The sequence below is a fragment of the Agathobaculum sp. Marseille-P7918 genome (assembly GCF_964248325.1).
Lineage (GTDB): Bacteria > Bacillota > Clostridia > Oscillospirales > Butyricicoccaceae > Agathobaculum.
Genome location: NZ_CAXTXI010000004.1, coordinates 94,319 through 110,440 on the forward strand (window position 1 = coordinate 94,319; position 16,122 = coordinate 110,440).

The following is a 16,122-nucleotide window of genomic DNA, read 5'->3' on the forward strand; positions in this document are numbered from 1 at the left end:
GACGCGCAAAACTGCGCAGAAGATGTGTCCGCGCGTTGCACGGCGCATCTAACTCGATTGAAAGCGTGCTTTCACTCGAAATTTCGATAAGGAGGAGTTGCCCATGGCAATAGAGAATAAATATCGTGTACACGAGGTCGCAAAGGATTTCGGTGTATCCACCAAGGAGATTACGGAAATCCTGACCGAGTACTGTACCACGCCTAAAAATCATATGCAGGTGCTCGGCGATGAGGAACTGAGCGTCATTTTTGAATATCTGACGCAGCATCATCAGGTTGCCGATCTGGAGCAGGTGCTCAACAATCAGGCGTCGTCCGGCACATCCGCTAAGGCGGAGCAGGCAGAGAAGCCGGCAAAGGAGCAGCCGGCTTCGGATGCGCAGAAGGAAGCAGGCGCTGCGAAGGAAACCAATGCGGAAAGTGAGAAGTCGGCCCAGCCGGCCAGCACCAAGGTCAAGCAGGTGCACCGCATCGATACCCGCGGCACCGGCGACGTCAACCTTGCCAAGTATGACGACCATGTCGACAAGCTGGTTGACGCGAAGGCCGAGCGCATGGAATCGCGCGGCCAGAAAAAGCAGAAGCTGACCAAGAAGTCCGACCAGCGCTCCAAGCCCTTCGGCAACAAGCGCCGTCAGGAGGAGCAGGAGAAGATGAAGCGTCTGCAGCGTCAGCAGCAGATGGCGGCGCTCAAGAAGATTCCGGTCAAGGTTATGATTCCGGACGAAATTTCGGTCGGTGAGCTGGCCTCCCGCATGAAGCGCACCGCGGCGGACGTTATCAAGGGCCTCATCAAGCTGGGTGTAATGGCCTCCATCTCGGAGATCATCGACTTTGATACCGCTGCAATCGTTGCCGAGGAAATGGGCTGCAAGGTCGAGAAGGAAGTACACGTCACGATTGAGGAGCGCCTGTTTGACGAGCATGAGGACAGCGAGGACGAACTGCAGCCCCGCGACCCGGTCGTTGTTGTTATGGGTCACGTTGACCACGGTAAGACCAGCCTGCTCGATGCCATCCGCAAGACCAAGGTGACCGAGGGCGAGGCCGGCGGCATTACCCAGCACATCGGCGCATACCGCGTGCAGGTGAATGGGAAACCTATCACCTTCCTGGATACCCCGGGCCATGCGGCGTTCACATCCATGCGTGCCCGCGGCGCACAGGTAACCGACATTGCCATTCTGGTTGTTGCGGCGGACGACGGCGTGATGCCGCAGACCATTGAGGCCATCAACCACGCCAAGGCGGCAAACGTGCCGATCATTGTGGCGGTGAACAAAATCGACAAGCCGGGCGCAAATCCGGACCGCGTGCTCCAGCAGCTGACCGAGTACGAAATCGTCCCCGAAGAGTGGGGCGGCGACACGATTGTGTGCCAGATTTCGGCAAAGTTCGGTGAGGGCATTGAAAACCTGCTCGAAATGGTGCTGCTGACGGCAGAAATGGCCGACCTCAAGGCCAACCCGAACCGCAAGGCGCATGGTACGGTCATCGAAGCCAAGCTCGACAAGGGCCGCGGCCCGGTGGCGACGCTTCTGGTGCAGAACGGCACGCTGCATGCGGGCGACACGGTCATTGCCGGCACGGCGGTCGGCCGCGTGCGTGCAATGACCAACGACGACGGCAAGAAGATTCAGGAAGCCGGCCCGTCCGTTCCGGTGGAGATTATCGGTCTGGCTGAGGTACCGGGCGCGGGCGATATTTTCGACGCGGTCGACGACGAGAAGATGGCGCGGGAACTGGTTGAGCAGCGCAAGGACAAGGAAAAGGAAGAGCGCAACAAGCAGTTCCACAAGGTCACGCTCGACAACCTGTTCGCTTCCATTCAGGAAGGCGAGATGAAAGAGCTGAACATCATCGTCAAGGCCGACGTACAGGGTTCGGTCGAGGCGATCCGCTCTTCGCTCGAGAAGCTCTCCAACGACGAGGTGCGCGTCAAGGTTATCCATGGCGCGGTTGGTGCTATCAACGAGTCCGACGTCATGCTGGCCGCAGCATCCGGTGCGATTATCGTCGGCTTCAACGTGCGTCCCGACCGCACGGCTACCGATTCGGCAGCGCAGCAGGGTGTAGATATGCGCATGTACCGCGTCATTTATGATGCGATTGAGGAAATGGAGCAGGCGATGAAGGGCATGCTCGAGCCGAAGTTTAAGGAAGTTGTACTCGGTCATGCCGAAGTGCGTCAGGTATTCAAAATTACAGGCGCAGGCGCGGTTGCCGGCTGCTATGTGCAGGATGGCAAGATTCAGCGCAATGCCGAGGTGCGCGTGGTGCGTGACGGCATCGTATTCCATGAGGGCCACCTCAACACGCTCAAGCGCTTCAAGGACGATGTCAAGGAAGTTGCCTCCGGCTACGAGTGCGGCATGAGCATCGAAAACTATAACGACATCAAGGAGCAGGATATCATTGAATGCTTCGTGATGGAGGAAGTAAAGCAATAACATTGCTCTAAGGGGGACGCTGTCCCCCTTAGATATCCAAAAAGTTCCCAAGGAAACTTTTTGGAATAACCCCCTCGCCCTTGTAACCAAGGGCGGTCGCGCCGCGACGGCGCGGGCAGTAGTATGCAAGCCGGGCAAAGCTCGTCTTGCATGAAATTGAAATTGCGGTACGCTGCGGCGTGTCGTATATTTACCCATCCCTCGCAAAGGAGGAATGTATTTTGTCTACACGAATTGACCGCATTTCGGAAGAAGTGATGAAGGCGCTGGCCGAGGCCATGCGTTCCGTCAAGGACCCGCGCGTGCAGAACGGTCTGGTTTCGGTCGTGCACTGCGAGGTTACGAACGACTTGCGCTATGCCAAGTGCTTTATTTCGGTGCTAGGCAGCGAGCAGCAAGCCAAAGAGGTCATGAAGGGCCTGAAATCCGCCGCGGGCTGGCTGCGGCGCGAGGTGGGCCACAAGGTGCAGCTGCGCTATGCGCCTGAGCTGGTGTTTGAACTGGATAATTCGATCACCCACGGCGCGCACATTTCGGAAATGCTGCATGAGTTGAAAAACGAGGGCAAGCTCGGAGGGGAGGACGAGGAATGACCGTAGACGTTGCGGGCGCTGCCGCGGCGCTGCAAGGCGCGGACGATATCCTCATCCTGAGCCACCGCCGCCCGGACGGTGATACCACGGGCTGCGCGGGTGCGCTGTGCCGTGCGCTTCGGCAGCTCGGCAAGACTGCGTTTATCCTGGAAAATCCCGAGATTACCAAACGTTATGCGCCGATGATTGTGCCCTGTTATCCGCCGGAGGGCTTTCAGCCGCAGTTTGTGGTGTCCACCGACATTGCGGAGGAAAAGCTGTTTCCGGATACAGCGGAGGATTACAAGGGCAAGGTCGATCTGGTGATTGACCACCATCGTTCGAATATTGGTTTCGGCAAGAAAAATCTGGTTCGGCCAGACGCGGGTGCGTGCGCCGAGGTGTTGTATGACGTGATTATGGCGCTCGGCGTGAAGCTGACCACCGACATTGCCGAGTGCATCTATGTCGGCGTTTCGACCGATACGGGCTGCTTTAAGTTTTCCAACACGACTGCGCATACACATGCGGTCGCGGCGGCATGCCTGACCGCAGGCATCGACGGCGGCGAAATCAACCGCGCGCTGTTTGAGACCAAGACCATGCCGCGTTTTCAGATGGAGCGTATCATCTTCGAGACGATGGAGTTTTATGAGGACGGTGCGATAGCGGTTGCGCTGCTGTGGCGCGCGGACATCGACCGCACGGGCGCGGATATGGACGATTTGGATTCGATTGCGTCGCTCACGCGGCAGATTGAGGGCGTGCAAATCGGTATTACGCTGACCGAAAACAAGGATAAAACGGTCAAGGCGTCCGTACGCACGACCAAGGAAATGGATGCATCGGCCATTTGCAGGAAATGCGGCGGCGGCGGACACATCCGCGCGGCCGGCGCGAGCTTTGACTGCGGCATGGAGGAGGCCAAGGCGGCTATCCTTGCGGCCGCACGGGAGCAGTACCATGCAGCAAAGTGAGCTTTGCGGCATTCTGCTGATGGACAAGCCGCAGGGCTTTACCTCGCATGACGTGGTTGCCAAGCTGCGCGGGATTCTGCACACGCGCCGCATCGGTCACGGCGGTACGCTTGACCCGCTGGCAACCGGCGTGCTGCCGGTGTTTGTCGGCGGGGCGACCAAAGCAGCGGATTTCGCCGCCGCGCAGGACAAGGAATACGTGGCGGGCTTTACGCTCGGTTATGAAACCGACACGCAGGATGTGACCGGCGAAACCCTGCGCCGCAGTGACCAAACCGCGACGCGTACACAGGTGGAGCAGGCGGCGGCGCACTTTCTGGGCGCGCAGCAGCAGGTGCCGCCGATGTATTCGGCGGTCAAGGTGAACGGCCAAAAGCTGTATGACCTCGCCCGCAAGGGCAAGGAGGTTGAACGGCCTGCGCGTGACATTTTTGTGCATGAGATGTCGCTGACGGATTTCGATGAGAACACACAGAAGGGCATGCTGCGGCTGACGGTCAGCAAAGGCACATATGTGCGCACGCTGGTGCACGATATGGGCGTGTCGCTCGGTACGCTTGCGGTGATGCACAGCTTGGTGCGCACGCGCGCGGGTGCGTATCCGCTGGATGCCTGCCATACGTTTGATGAGGTTGAGCGGGCGATGCAGGACGGCACAGTGCAGGATTTACTGCTGCCGGTGGACGGCCTGTTTGCCGAATATCCGGCGGTGACGCTTACCGACGAGGGCGCGGAACGCATTGCGCGCGGCGCGGTGGTTTTTCCGCGGCAGGCGGCAGGAATGCCCGAAACCGAAAACGCGTTGTGCCGCGTATACCATCAGGCGCAGTTTCTCATGCTCGGACAGGTGCGTGCGCTCAATAAAGGCGGATTGGGCCTGTTCGTCTACAAGAATTTCAAATAACACAGCCTGCCTGCGGGCAGGTGTTCAGAAGGGGGCAACCCTATGCAGGAATATCAAAAGCCGCGTGCGATTGCGCTGGGCTACTTTGACGGCGTCCATCTGGGTCATCAGGCGCTGATGGAGCGCGCGGTTGAACGCGCAAAGCAGATTGGCGGCACAAGCGCGGTGTTCACGTTTGACGTACATCCGGATTCAGTTGTGCTGGGGCGTCAGGTGCCGCTGTTGACGGCCAATGCCTATCGCCGTGAGGAAATTAAAACGCTCGGCGGCGTGGATGAGGTCATCTTCGGTCACTTTGACGAGCATATGCAGCACATGGACTGGCGCGATTTTATTCATAAAATGCTCATCGGGCAGTTCGGCGCGCGCTGGATTATTTCGGGCCGCAACAACCGTTTCGGCTATAAGGGGCAGGGAAATGCCGAGGGCATGGCAGAGGAATGCAAAAAGGCCGGTATCGGCTATGACTGCATTGAGGATATCAAGGTGGACGGAATTGTGGTTTCCTCGACTTATATCCGGCAGCTGATTTCGCAGGGCGACATGGAGGGTGCGGCACGCTTCCTCGGTCATCCGTACACCGTGACCGGTGTAGTTGAGCATGGCCGGCGTGTGGGCACAAGCGTTCTGAAGGTGCCGACCGTCAACCTCGCGCTGCCGCCTGAAATGGCGCTGCCGCCTTATGGCGTATACGCGACACGTGTTCTGGTGGGCGATAAAAGCTACATTGCGGCAACCAACATCGGCATCAAGCCGACGTTTATGGACGGCGGCGCGCCGACCATTGAGCCGCATCTGCTTGATTTTGCGGGCGACCTGTACGGCAAGATGATTCATGTTGAGCTGCACAAGTTCCTGCGGCCGGAAAAACGCTTTGAATCGGCCGAAGCGCTGCGCGCAGCAATCGACGAGAATGTGAAGCAGACGCGGGAATTTTTTGCAAAATAAACCACGCATACCAAACGGGCGGCATCGAAGGATGCCGCCCGTTTGGTTTACTGCTAAGGCAAAGAGAAAGGGCTGCCCATATGGACAGCCCCCTGAAAGAGAATGGTATAAAGAGAAAAGGTAATTGGGAATATCAAAAAACAGTGTGACGCACTGCCTCAGCGGGATGTGCGGTCAAACGGGAAGTCAGAGCGAATGTGGAACAGCGCGGTGTTTACACGATAGGCATCAGACAGCATCTGGCCGAGCGTTTCAAAATAAGAAGACTTCTTACGCATGGAAATGACCTCCGTTTCATGTTGTATCATTTACTTTACATCGATTTGATAATTCTATTATAGTTATTTTACATAAAACTGCAAGATGAAATTTATTCAATATTTCCGAAGAATCTGAGAGATTATTGTTGAATATGACTATTTTATAAAGAGCAAATTGCGCATTGTAAACAAAGCTAAGACAAAAAGAGGCGGAGAATGAGGAAAAGACGGTATCCGGTCGGGAACAATCCGGCTTTTTTTCTCGTGTTGTTGGCAGAAAGGAGGATGGAGCAAGATGCAAAACAACCTGCGTTCAGACACATTTCTGTATGACGCAATGGAGAGCTGCGGCGATGCGGTCTATCGGCTGGCGCTGTGCCGGCTGGGCGGGCGCGCGGATGCGGAGGACGTGTATCAGGAGGTATTCCTGCGGCTGCTGCGCGATACGACCGACTTCCGCGATGACGAGCACCTCAAGGCGTGGCTGCTGCGCGTGACAGTCAACTGCTGCAACGACCTGCGTCGGTCGGCATGGTTTCGGCGCACTGCGCCGCTTGAGGCCGCTCCAGATGCTGCAGCACCGGTACAAGACGGAAACGACGAACTCTGGCAGGCGGTGCGCACATTGCCGGACGATTTGCGTATCGTGGTCTGGCTGCACTACGTCGAGGGGTACGGCACGGACGAGATTGCGCCGCTGGTGGGCTGCCGCCCGGCGACGGTGCGCACCCGCCTGCACCGCGCCCGCAAAAAACTGAGAATCGAACTGGAGGGAAATGATGATGGACAACCGGAACAACTGGAACCGACTGAAGAATATCAAAGCGCCAGATGAACTGAAGGAGCGCACCCTCGCAGCAGCGCGGCAGGCGCGTCGGGAAGAGCAACAGAACACACCGCAGCATCTGGCAGCTGCGCCGAGCCGCCGGTTCGGCATGGCAAAACGGATTGTGGCCGTGGCATGTGCATTCGGCGTGGTGGTCGGCGGCACGGCGGTTTGGAAGTCGCAGAAAAGTGGACAGCCTGCGGCGGATGCGGTGGCGGAAACCGTTGCGCACTCGTTCGGCATTGTGGCGTATGCTGCGGATACAGGTGAGGTACTGGAGCCAAGGAACAGCAGGATTGTATTTGCCGATGGTGCGGGTATGGAAAGCCAGGTTGATGGCTTTTTCTCGGGTTGCCTGTTTAAAGTGACAGGAGAGAATATTGCTACTGTCAGTGCATCCATTGATAAAGGGGCGCTCTATCGCGCCAGAACATTAAGGGATTTCGATATGGAAGCCTACAATCAGATGGCGACCGCGGCGGATGCGGCCTTACGGGCAGGGGAAGATTCGGCGTCTGCGGCAGCAGAGGCGGCTTCAGACCCAAGACTGGAAGGCGCAGATGTGGTAATGCCATACGGTTTGGGCGAAGCAGAGAATGAATCCGAGATGGAATGGTGCGCCGATGCCTGTTGCAAGCTGGAAAACGGTTTTGTGGACGACTATGACCCGGAAGTAAGTTATGGATTCTGGGGCGAGCCGCGAGAGATTACCAGAGAGGGCGATATGCAGGCCGAATGGCAGGCGCGCATCGACGAATTTGACGGCGCGACCCTGACCGTCACCGTCACTTTCACCGACGGTACACAGCAGACGCAGACGCTCACGCTGCACACCGGCAAGCTGGGCTGCACATACACCGACGACAGCATTGGCCCGCAGCTGACCGGCGAGGTGCTGACCGACGAACAGGCATCAGAACAGGGCTATGTCTACGGCGTTTACGCAGAAATTGCATAACAAGGTGTTATTTTCCCCCGATCTTTTCCGATCGGGGGATTTATTTTTGCGAAAAAACAGCAAATACCTTGAAAAATGCATGGGTATCGCCTAAAATAAAAAGAGCTTTGAAAAAAATGAGGAGAGACATATGCTGCATATTGTTCTGGTCGAGCCGGAGATTCCGCAGAATACCGGCAACATTGCCCGCACCTGCGCGGCGACGGGCTGCGTGCTGCATTTGATAGAGCCGCTCGGCTTTGCAATCGACGATAAGCGGATGAAACGCGCGGGGCTGGATTACTGGCACCTGCTGGACGTTCGCATGTATAAAAATTTAAATGAGTTTTTTGAGAAAAATCCAAACGGCCGCTATTTCTACGCGACCACCAAAGCGCCGCGCGCCTATCATGAGGCGGAGTACCGCGACGGCGACTATCTGATGTTCGGCAAGGAGACAAAGGGACTGCCGGAGGACCTGCTGATTGAGCATCCGGAACGCTGCGTGCGCATCCCGATGCGCGAGGGCGCAAGAAGCCTCAACCTGTCCAACTCGGTGGCGGTGATTGCGTTTGAAGCGCTGCGGCAGACCGGTTTTGAAAACCTCAGGCTCGCGGGGCCGTTCCCGCAGGGATAAGGAGGGAAGTATGGAAAAAATACATATTATGACCGACTCGTCCGCGGATATCCCGCAGGCGCTGGTGGAAAAGCACGGCATTGAAATCATCCCCATCACGCTTACGCATGAGGGACGAACCATCCGCGAATACTATGACATCACGCCAGAGGAATACTGCAAGCTGCTGGAGACCAGCCGCGAGATTCCGACGACTGCGATGATTACGCCGACCGTGTTCCTCGATTCCTACCGGCGCGCGGCAGAGCGCGGCTGCACGCATTATCTGGGCGTGCTGATCAACGCGAACGGTTCGGGAACCTATCAGGCGGCCTGCCTTGCACGCGACATGTTCCGCGAGGAGGCAGGAGAGGCGATGCAGATTGTGCTGTTCGACTCGGCCACTTACACCTATATCTATGGACATATCGTGGTGATGGCGGCGCAGCTGCGCGATCAGGGCGACAGCTTTGATGCGATCTGCGGCGTGGTAAAAAGCCGTTTGAACCGCGTGGAGGCATTCCTCGGGGTGTACAGCCTGACGCATCTGAAGAAATCCGGCCGCATCTCGGGCGGCGCGGCCTTTGTGGGGGAGGCGTTGGGACTCAAGCCTATCAGCCATGTGTATGGCGGCGCGGTCAAGGTTTGCGACAAGGTACGCGGAGAGAAAGCGCTGGTCAGCGGCATGATCCGCAAGGTATCCGGCCGCGTGGTGCAGCCGGAAAAGCAGACGGCGCTGCTGCTCTACGGTGATGTACCGGCTGCACGCATCGATGAAATGGAAAAACGCCTGCGCACGGAGATAGGTTTCAAGGACGTGCTGCGCAGTCCGATTGGACCGTCTGTGCTGACCAATACCGGCCCGCAGGCACTGGCCGTTGCGTTCTATGGACAGCCTCGCAGCTAAGGTCAATTGGTCATATTGTTTAATATTTCACAATTATTTCCGGCAAAACGCAAAAATCCTCTAAAAGAGAACGGAAAGACAAGGTTTTTCACAATTTGGCTTGCGAATCACAGGAGAAACGAGTATAATTTTGTAATGGAAACGGAATTCTTTTTATGGGAAGGCCGGAAATTTGCTCCGTATCGCTAACTTTTATATTCAGAAAGGGAGAGGGATATTTATGCAGTATAACAAGAAGAGCGTTGAGGACATTGACGTAAACGGTAAGAAGGTTATCGTTCGCTGCGATTTTAATGTTCCGCAGGATGAGAACGGCAACATCACCGACGACAAGCGCATTCGCGCATCGCTCGAGACCATCAAGTATCTGCTGGATCACAACGCGGCTGTGATCCTGTGTTCGCACCTCGGCCGTCCGAAGGGCGAAGTTAATATGAAGTATTCTCTCGCGCCGGTTGCCAAGCGCTTGAGCGAGCTGCTCGGTCAGGAAGTGAAGCTGGCTAAGGATGTTGTCGGCGAGGATGCCAAGAAGCTCGCGGCAGAAGTCAAGCCGGGCGAGGCTGTTCTGCTTGAGAACGTCCGCTTTGAGAAGGGCGAGACCAAGAACGATCCCGCGCTGGCCAAGGCGTTTGCCGATATGGCTGAAATCTTTGTTAACGATGCATTCGGCACGTCTCACCGTGCTCATGCTTCCACTGCAGGTATCGCCGACTATCTGCCGGCTGTCTGCGGCTTCCTTATCAACAAGGAAATCTCCATCATGGGCAAGGCACTCTCCGATCCGGCTCGTCCGTTTGTTGCTATTCTGGGCGGCGCGAAGGTTTCCGATAAGATCAACGTCATCAACAACCTGATTGACAAGTGCGACACCGTCATCATCGGCGGCGGCATGGCCTACACCTTCTCCAAGGCGCAGGGCGGCAAGATCGGCACCTCGCTGTGCGAGGATGACAAGATGGACCTCGCGCTCGGCCTTATCAAGAAGGCGGAAGACAAGGGCGTCAAGCTCCTGCTGCCGGTTGACACGGTTTGCGGCGACCACTTCGGCGCGGACGCAGAGCCGGTCGTTTACGAGGCAGGTCAGCTGCCGGACAACATGATGGGCATGGATATCGGCCCGAAGACCATTGCGCTGTTCTCCGATGCGGTTAAGAACGCCGGCACGGTTGTTTGGAACGGCCCGATGGGTGTGTTCGAGTTCGATACCTTTGCAGTCGGCACCAAGGAAGTTGCCAAGGCAATCGCGGCTTCCGGTGCGGTTTCCATCATCGGCGGCGGCGACTCTGCGGCTGCGGTTGAGAAGCTGGGCTTTGCGGACAAGATGACCCACATCTCCACCGGCGGCGGCGCTTCTCTCGAGTTCCTCGAGGGTCTGGAGCTGCCCGGCATTGCTTGCCTGCAGGACAAGTAATTTGCGCGTTTTGCGCGAAAATGTGCTTTATACCGGGGCGTATGCTGCCCCGCTATAATACATATTGATCAGGACGGATACGCCGTCGAAAAGTTTGAAAGGGGTAAAACCAAAATGAATCGCAGATACCGTAAGACCATCATCGCCGGCAACTGGAAGATGAACAAGACGCCGAGCGAGGCAAAGGCCCTCATCGAAGAGATGAAGCCGCTGCTTTCCAAGACCAAGTGGTGCGAGATGGTTCTTTGCGTGCCGTTTACCGATATTCAGGCTGCTGTGAAGGCTGCCAAGGGCTCCAAGATTGCCATCGGTGCGGAAAATATGCATTTTGAGAAGTCCGGCGCGTTCACGGGCGAGATTTCTGCCGATATGCTCAAGGAGCTGGGCGTAAAGTACGTTATCATCGGCCACTCTGAGCGCCGTCAGTATTTCAACGAGACCGACGAGGCCTGCAACAAGAAGGTTCTGGTTGCGCTGGAAAATGGCCTTCGTCCGATCCTGTGCGTTGGCGAGAGCCTGACCGAGCGTGAGCAGGATGTAACCATGGAGGTTATCCGCAAGCAGATCAAGATCGCTCTGCAGGGCGTTGCTTTGGAGGATATCAAGAAGGTTGTTATCGCTTACGAGCCGATTTGGGCGATTGGCACCGGCAAGACCGCTACCGCTGAGCAGGCGGGCGAGGTCTGCGGCGCTATCCGCGACTGCCTGCGCGAGAAGTATGGCGCGCGTGCAGCCCGCGGCATCACCATCCAGTACGGTGGTTCGATGAACGCCAAGAACGCAGCCGAGCTGCTGGCTCAGCCGGATGTTGACGGCGGCCTGATCGGCGGTGCCTCCCTGAAGAGCGCTGACTTCGCAACCATCGTCGAAGCAGCTAATCAATAAGATAAGGATTACGGTGAGGGTTTACTCCCCGCGCCGTGCGTGCGGGAGGGGACATCGGAAACAGCGTTGTCCCCTTTCGTCCGCTTTTGTAAAGGAGTAAGTAAGAGTATGAAAAAGCAAAATGTGCCGAGCAAGGCGGCAACCGAAGAGGTAAAGACTGCGGCTGCGGAGACTCAGGTTGAGGAACAGTCCGCAGCCCCTAAGGCGACCGCTGCGAAAAAGACCACGACGGCGAAGAAGACCACGACCCGCAAGACGACGGTCAAGAAGGCGGACGAGCCGAAGAAGCCGACCGCGCTGATTATCATGGATGGCTTTGGCCACCGCGATGAGAAAAAGGGTAACGCGATTGAGGCGGCCAACACCCCGAATCTTGACCGCATCTTCAAGGAAAATCCGCTGGTTTATATCGGCGCTTCCGGCTTGGATGTTGGTCTGCCGGACGGCCAGATGGGCAACTCCGAGGTCGGCCACACCAATATTGGCGCGGGCCGCATCGTATACCAGGAGCTGACCCGCATCACCAAGTCCATTCAGGACGGCGATTTCTTCTCGAATGAAGCGCTGATGAGCGCAATCAACCAGTGCAAGTGGTTTAATTCCACGCTGCACATCTTCGGTCTGCTGTCCGACGGCGGCGTACACTCGCATATCGACCATATGTTCGCGCTGCTCGAGCTGGCGCGCCGCAACGGTCTGCGCAAGGTATGCTTCCACTGCTTCATGGACGGCCGTGACACTCCGCCGCAGTCCGGTATCGAGTATATCGACCGCCTGCAGAACAAGATTGATACGCTGGAGCTTGGCTGCATTGCCACGGTTTCCGGCCGTTACTACGCGATGGACCGCGACAAGCGCTGGGACCGCGTAGAGAAGGCATATCAGGCGATTGCCGAGGGCATCGGCGAGCATGCCGCCACCGCGCATGAGGCGATGCAGAAGTCTTATGACGCAGGCGTCACCGACGAGTTTGTCGTTCCGGTCATCGTGACCGAGGGCGCAACGGTTCGGGATGACGACGCTATCATCTTCGCTAACTTCCGTCCCGACCGTGCGCGTGAAATCACCCGCGCGTTCGTCGACCATGAGTTTGACGGCTTTAAGCGTCAGCGCCGCAACATCCACTATGTCTGCATGACGCAGTATGATGCGACCATCGCCGGCGTAGAGGTTGCCTTCAAGCCGCAGAGCCTGAAGAACACCTTCGGCGAATATATCTCGAACAAGGGCCTGACCCAGCTGCGCATTGCAGAAACCGAGAAGTATGCACACGTCACCTTCTTCTTCAACGGCGGCGTAGAGAAGGAATACCCGGGCGAGGACCGCGCGCTGATTCCGTCTCCCAAGGTGGCCACCTACGACCTCCAGCCGGAGATGAGCGAGCCTGCCGTGACCGAAGAGTGTGTTAAGCGCATTCTGTCCGGCAAGTATGACGTTATCGTGCTGAACTTCGCCAACTGCGACATGGTTGGCCACACCGGCGTGTTCGATGCTGCCGTCAAGGCCATCGAAGCGACCGATGACGGCGTGGGCAAGGTTGTGGACGCCATCCTCAAGATGGGCGGCCAGTGCCTGATTACCGCTGACCACGGCAACGTTGACCAGATGCTCGATGCAGACGGTGTAACGCCGTTCACCGCACACTCGACCAATCCGGTGCCGCTTGTGATGGTAGGCCATCCGGGCAAGCTGGCAGAGGGCGGCGTGCTGGCGGATTTGGCGCCGACGCTGCTGGAAATGATGGGCCTGCCGCAGCCGGAGGAAATGACCGGCCACAGCCTGCTCATCAAGTAAACTATTGCGTACCCCCAAATTTCAAATAAAAAGGAGTAAGAATTATGAAGGGCTACATTGAAATTGTTGATGTACTCGGCCGCGAGGTCATGGACTCCCGTGGCAACCCGACCGTCGAGGTTGAGGTTTACGTTGAGGGCGACACCGGCGCCTATATGGGCCGCGCGGCTGTTCCGTCCGGCGCTTCCACCGGTATCTTTGAGGCTTGCGAGCTGCGCGACGGCGACAAGTCCCGTTACAATGGCAAGGGCGTTCTGAAGGCGGTTGACGCTGTTAACGGCGAGATCGCTGAGACCATCATCGGCATGAACGCGCTCGATCAGCAGGCTATCGACAAGGCGATGATCGATGCAGACGGCACCCCGAACAAGACCAAGTTCGGTGCAAACGCTATCCTGGGCGTATCTTTGGCGGTTGCTAAGGCTGCTGCTGAGGCTCTGAGCCTGCCGCTGTACAACTACATCGGCGGCTGCAATGCCAAGACCCTGCCGATGCCCATGATGAACATCCTCAACGGCGGCGCACATGCGACTAACAACGTTGAGATTCAGGAATTCATGATTATGCCGGTTTCCGCTCCGTCCTTCCGTGAGGCGCTGCGCCGCTGTGCAGAAGTATTCCATCAGCTCAAGACCACCCTTAAGGAGAACGGCACCCCGGCTGCGGGCGTTGGCGACGAGGGCGGCTACGCTCCCAACCTGAAGAAGGATGAGGATGCGCTTAAGGTTATCGTTAAGGCAATCGAAGAGGCTGGCTACAAGCCCGGCGAGGACTTCATGATTGCAATTGACGCTGCTTCCTCCGAGTGGTGGAACGACGAAGAGAAGTGCTATATCCAGCCCAAGTCCGGCAAGAAGATGACCCAGCAGCAGCTGGTTAAGATGTGGAAGGGCTTCGCTGAGAAGTACCCGATCATCTCCCTCGAGGACGGCATGGCTGAAGAGGACTGGGAAGGCTGGGAGATGCTGACCAAGGCTCTTGGCGACAAGATCCAGCTGGTTGGCGACGACCTGTTTGTTACCAACACCACCCGCCTGAAGAAGGGCATCGACATGGGTGTTGCAAACTCCATCCTCATCAAGGTAAACCAGATCGGTTCTCTGACCGAGACTCTGGACGCTATCCAGATGGCAAACCGTGCGGGCTACACCGCGGTTGTTTCTCACCGTTCGGGCGAGACCGAGGACGCTACCATTGCTGATATCGCTGTTGCGCTCAACGCTGGACAGATCAAGACCGGTGCACCGAGCCGTACCGACCGCGTTGCGAAGTACAACCAGCTGCTCCGCATCGAGGAGGAACTGGGCGAGGATGTTGCAAAGTACCTCGGCAAGGATGCTTTCTTCAACCTGAAGAACAAGTAAGCATCAGCACATGCTTTCAAAAAAGCCGTTCATCGCAAGATGAACGGCTTTTGCTTTGCAGAGAACAGGGCAGGAATCGGTCGAATACACGAATTATTTTGCGAAAAAGGCATAAAAAGCTAAAATTATGGAACATATAAGAAAAAATACAAGTATTTGTAAGGCAAAAGTATTGACCTGAGAATAGGGGTGTGCTATGATTGTTTATACAAGATTTAACATTGGTGCATCCTAAAATAACAGACAACTATAACGCATAATATCCAATAACTTAGCCCATACCTTCATTTCTTTCAAAGGCCGGTCTCCGCTTTTATGGCGGAGGCCGGCTTTTTATGCAACTGTATGTATTTTAATACCAATATCCGGCCTTCCACTGCTGCAAGGCCAGACTGGCGTTTTTGTAGCTGACATCCGCGGTCGGTGTGCCGGCAGGCACACCGAGAATGGCGGCGTCACCCGACTGGACGTAGCCGGATGTTTTCCAGCGGTTGAAGGCCTGCTCGTATGCCTGCGTCTGCGCCTGACTGGTCAGCCCGGAGGCATAATCCCGATAGGCCAATGTGGGTGTGCCGTTCAGGAAGCCGGTCAGTCCGGCGACCGACAGGCTGTAATCCCGGTCGGCGTTGAACTGCGTCAGCGCGGACTGGGCCTGCTGGAGTGCGGCGTTTTCCGTGGCGTTGAAATACTCGTTCTCCAAAGCAGCCTCCTGCGCGGAGGCACTGTCCTGTGCGGCTGCGCGCGCGGTAAGGCGCGCCTGACCGAGCGCATTAAGGTCGCTGCGATATTGGTTGTCGATGGCGATGCGGCTGGTTTCCGCAGCGCCAGAGGTAGCGGCAGCGCCTCGCGCGCCCATGTTCAGACCGAGAGCAGCGAGCTTTTCCTCGTTGGAAATGACGGATTGGCGTGCGTTGATGTCGGTTTGCGTCATGCTGGCGGTGTAATCGCTTTCGATTGAGGAAAGGTTGTTCTGAAGCTGCTGCTGGATACGCGCGCGTGCTGCTTCCAGACGTTGCAGACGTGCTTGTTCTGCCGCGTCGTACAACTGGCTCACCTCGCTGCCGCCGCGCTCGGTGCTGGAAACCGAATAGGGGCGGTAATTGCCGTTCCAGGTGGAAACGGCATCATTAGACGCAACCTTTCCTGCCAATCCCTCGGCCTCAATCTTGTTCTGGCGCTCGGCAAGCAGCTGCTGTCGCTCACCGGCATCCTGTGTGTTCGCAATCGCCTCGGCATAGTCAAAATCCTTTTTGTAATTGGATGCCATCC

At 56.9% G+C, this 16,122-nt stretch carries 14 protein-coding genes; 13 read left to right on the forward strand and 1 reads right to left on the reverse strand.

Annotated elements, in window-relative coordinates:
• Positions 1–103 precede the first annotated feature (103 nt).
• From infB to eno, 13 genes are all read left to right on the forward strand, one after another.
• Positions 104–2,452, forward strand: a complete 2,349-nt coding sequence (gene infB, locus ACESSO_RS07340; RefSeq protein WP_373164389.1) for a translation initiation factor IF-2 — start codon at positions 104–106, stop codon at positions 2,450–2,452.
• A 221-nt stretch (positions 2,453–2,673) separates the two neighbouring features.
• Positions 2,674–3,045 (forward strand): 30S ribosome-binding factor RbfA, encoded by a 372-nt coding sequence (gene rbfA, locus ACESSO_RS07345; protein WP_373164391.1) that lies wholly within the window; start codon positions 2,674–2,676, stop codon positions 3,043–3,045.
• Positions 3,042–4,001 (forward strand): bifunctional oligoribonuclease/PAP phosphatase NrnA, encoded by a 960-nt coding sequence (locus ACESSO_RS07350; RefSeq protein ID WP_373164394.1) that lies wholly within the window; start codon positions 3,042–3,044, stop codon positions 3,999–4,001. The genes rbfA and ACESSO_RS07350 overlap by 4 nt, the downstream gene beginning before the upstream one ends.
• On the forward strand, positions 3,988–4,905 hold the full coding sequence (gene truB, locus ACESSO_RS07355) for a tRNA pseudouridine(55) synthase TruB (RefSeq protein WP_373164395.1): 918 nt from the start codon (positions 3,988–3,990) through the stop codon (positions 4,903–4,905). The genes ACESSO_RS07350 and truB overlap by 14 nt, the downstream gene beginning before the upstream one ends.
• Positions 4,906–4,947: 42 nt before the next feature.
• Positions 4,948–5,853: a riboflavin biosynthesis protein RibF gene (gene ribF, locus ACESSO_RS07360; RefSeq protein WP_373164396.1), complete on the forward strand. Its 906-nt coding sequence runs from the start codon at positions 4,948–4,950 to the stop codon at positions 5,851–5,853.
• A 555-nt stretch (positions 5,854–6,408) separates the two neighbouring features.
• Entirely contained in the window at positions 6,409–6,948 is a 540-nt protein-coding gene (locus tag ACESSO_RS07365; RefSeq protein ID WP_373164397.1) for an RNA polymerase sigma factor, read from the forward strand.
• A complete protein-coding gene (locus ACESSO_RS07370) occupies positions 6,893–7,897 on the forward strand; it encodes a hypothetical protein (RefSeq protein WP_373164398.1) in 1,005 nt (334 codons plus the stop codon). Before ACESSO_RS07365 ends, ACESSO_RS07370 begins: the two co-directional genes overlap by 56 nt.
• Positions 7,898–8,027: 130 nt before the next feature.
• Positions 8,028–8,513 (forward strand): tRNA (uridine(34)/cytosine(34)/5-carboxymethylaminomethyluridine(34)-2'-O)-methyltransferase TrmL, encoded by a 486-nt coding sequence (gene trmL, locus ACESSO_RS07375; protein WP_373164399.1) that lies wholly within the window; start codon positions 8,028–8,030, stop codon positions 8,511–8,513.
• Between the two features lie 10 nt (positions 8,514–8,523).
• Positions 8,524–9,399, forward strand: coding sequence for a DegV family protein (locus tag ACESSO_RS07380; RefSeq protein ID WP_373164400.1), 876 nt, complete (start codon positions 8,524–8,526; stop codon positions 9,397–9,399).
• Between the two features lie 220 nt (positions 9,400–9,619).
• Positions 9,620–10,810 (forward strand): phosphoglycerate kinase, encoded by a 1,191-nt coding sequence (gene pgk / locus ACESSO_RS07385; protein WP_373164401.1) that lies wholly within the window; start codon positions 9,620–9,622, stop codon positions 10,808–10,810.
• A 114-nt stretch (positions 10,811–10,924) separates the two neighbouring features.
• Positions 10,925–11,695, forward strand: a complete 771-nt coding sequence (gene tpiA, locus ACESSO_RS07390; protein ID WP_373164402.1) for a triose-phosphate isomerase — start codon at positions 10,925–10,927, stop codon at positions 11,693–11,695.
• Between the two features lie 108 nt (positions 11,696–11,803).
• Entirely contained in the window at positions 11,804–13,489 is a 1,686-nt protein-coding gene (gpmI, locus tag ACESSO_RS07395; protein WP_373164403.1) for a 2,3-bisphosphoglycerate-independent phosphoglycerate mutase, read from the forward strand.
• Positions 13,490–13,533: 44 nt separating this feature from the next.
• Positions 13,534–14,853, forward strand: coding sequence for a phosphopyruvate hydratase (gene eno, locus ACESSO_RS07400; RefSeq protein WP_297283952.1), 1,320 nt, complete (start codon positions 13,534–13,536; stop codon positions 14,851–14,853).
• Between the two features lie 352 nt (positions 14,854–15,205).
• On the opposite strand, the gene ACESSO_RS07405 is transcribed toward eno, so the two are convergent.
• The gene (locus tag ACESSO_RS07405; RefSeq protein ID WP_373164404.1) at positions 15,206–16,120 is read right to left on the reverse strand and encodes a hypothetical protein; all 915 of its coding nucleotides are present in this window, start codon (positions 16,118–16,120) and stop codon (positions 15,206–15,208) included.
• Between the last annotated feature and the right edge of the window lie 2 nt (positions 16,121–16,122).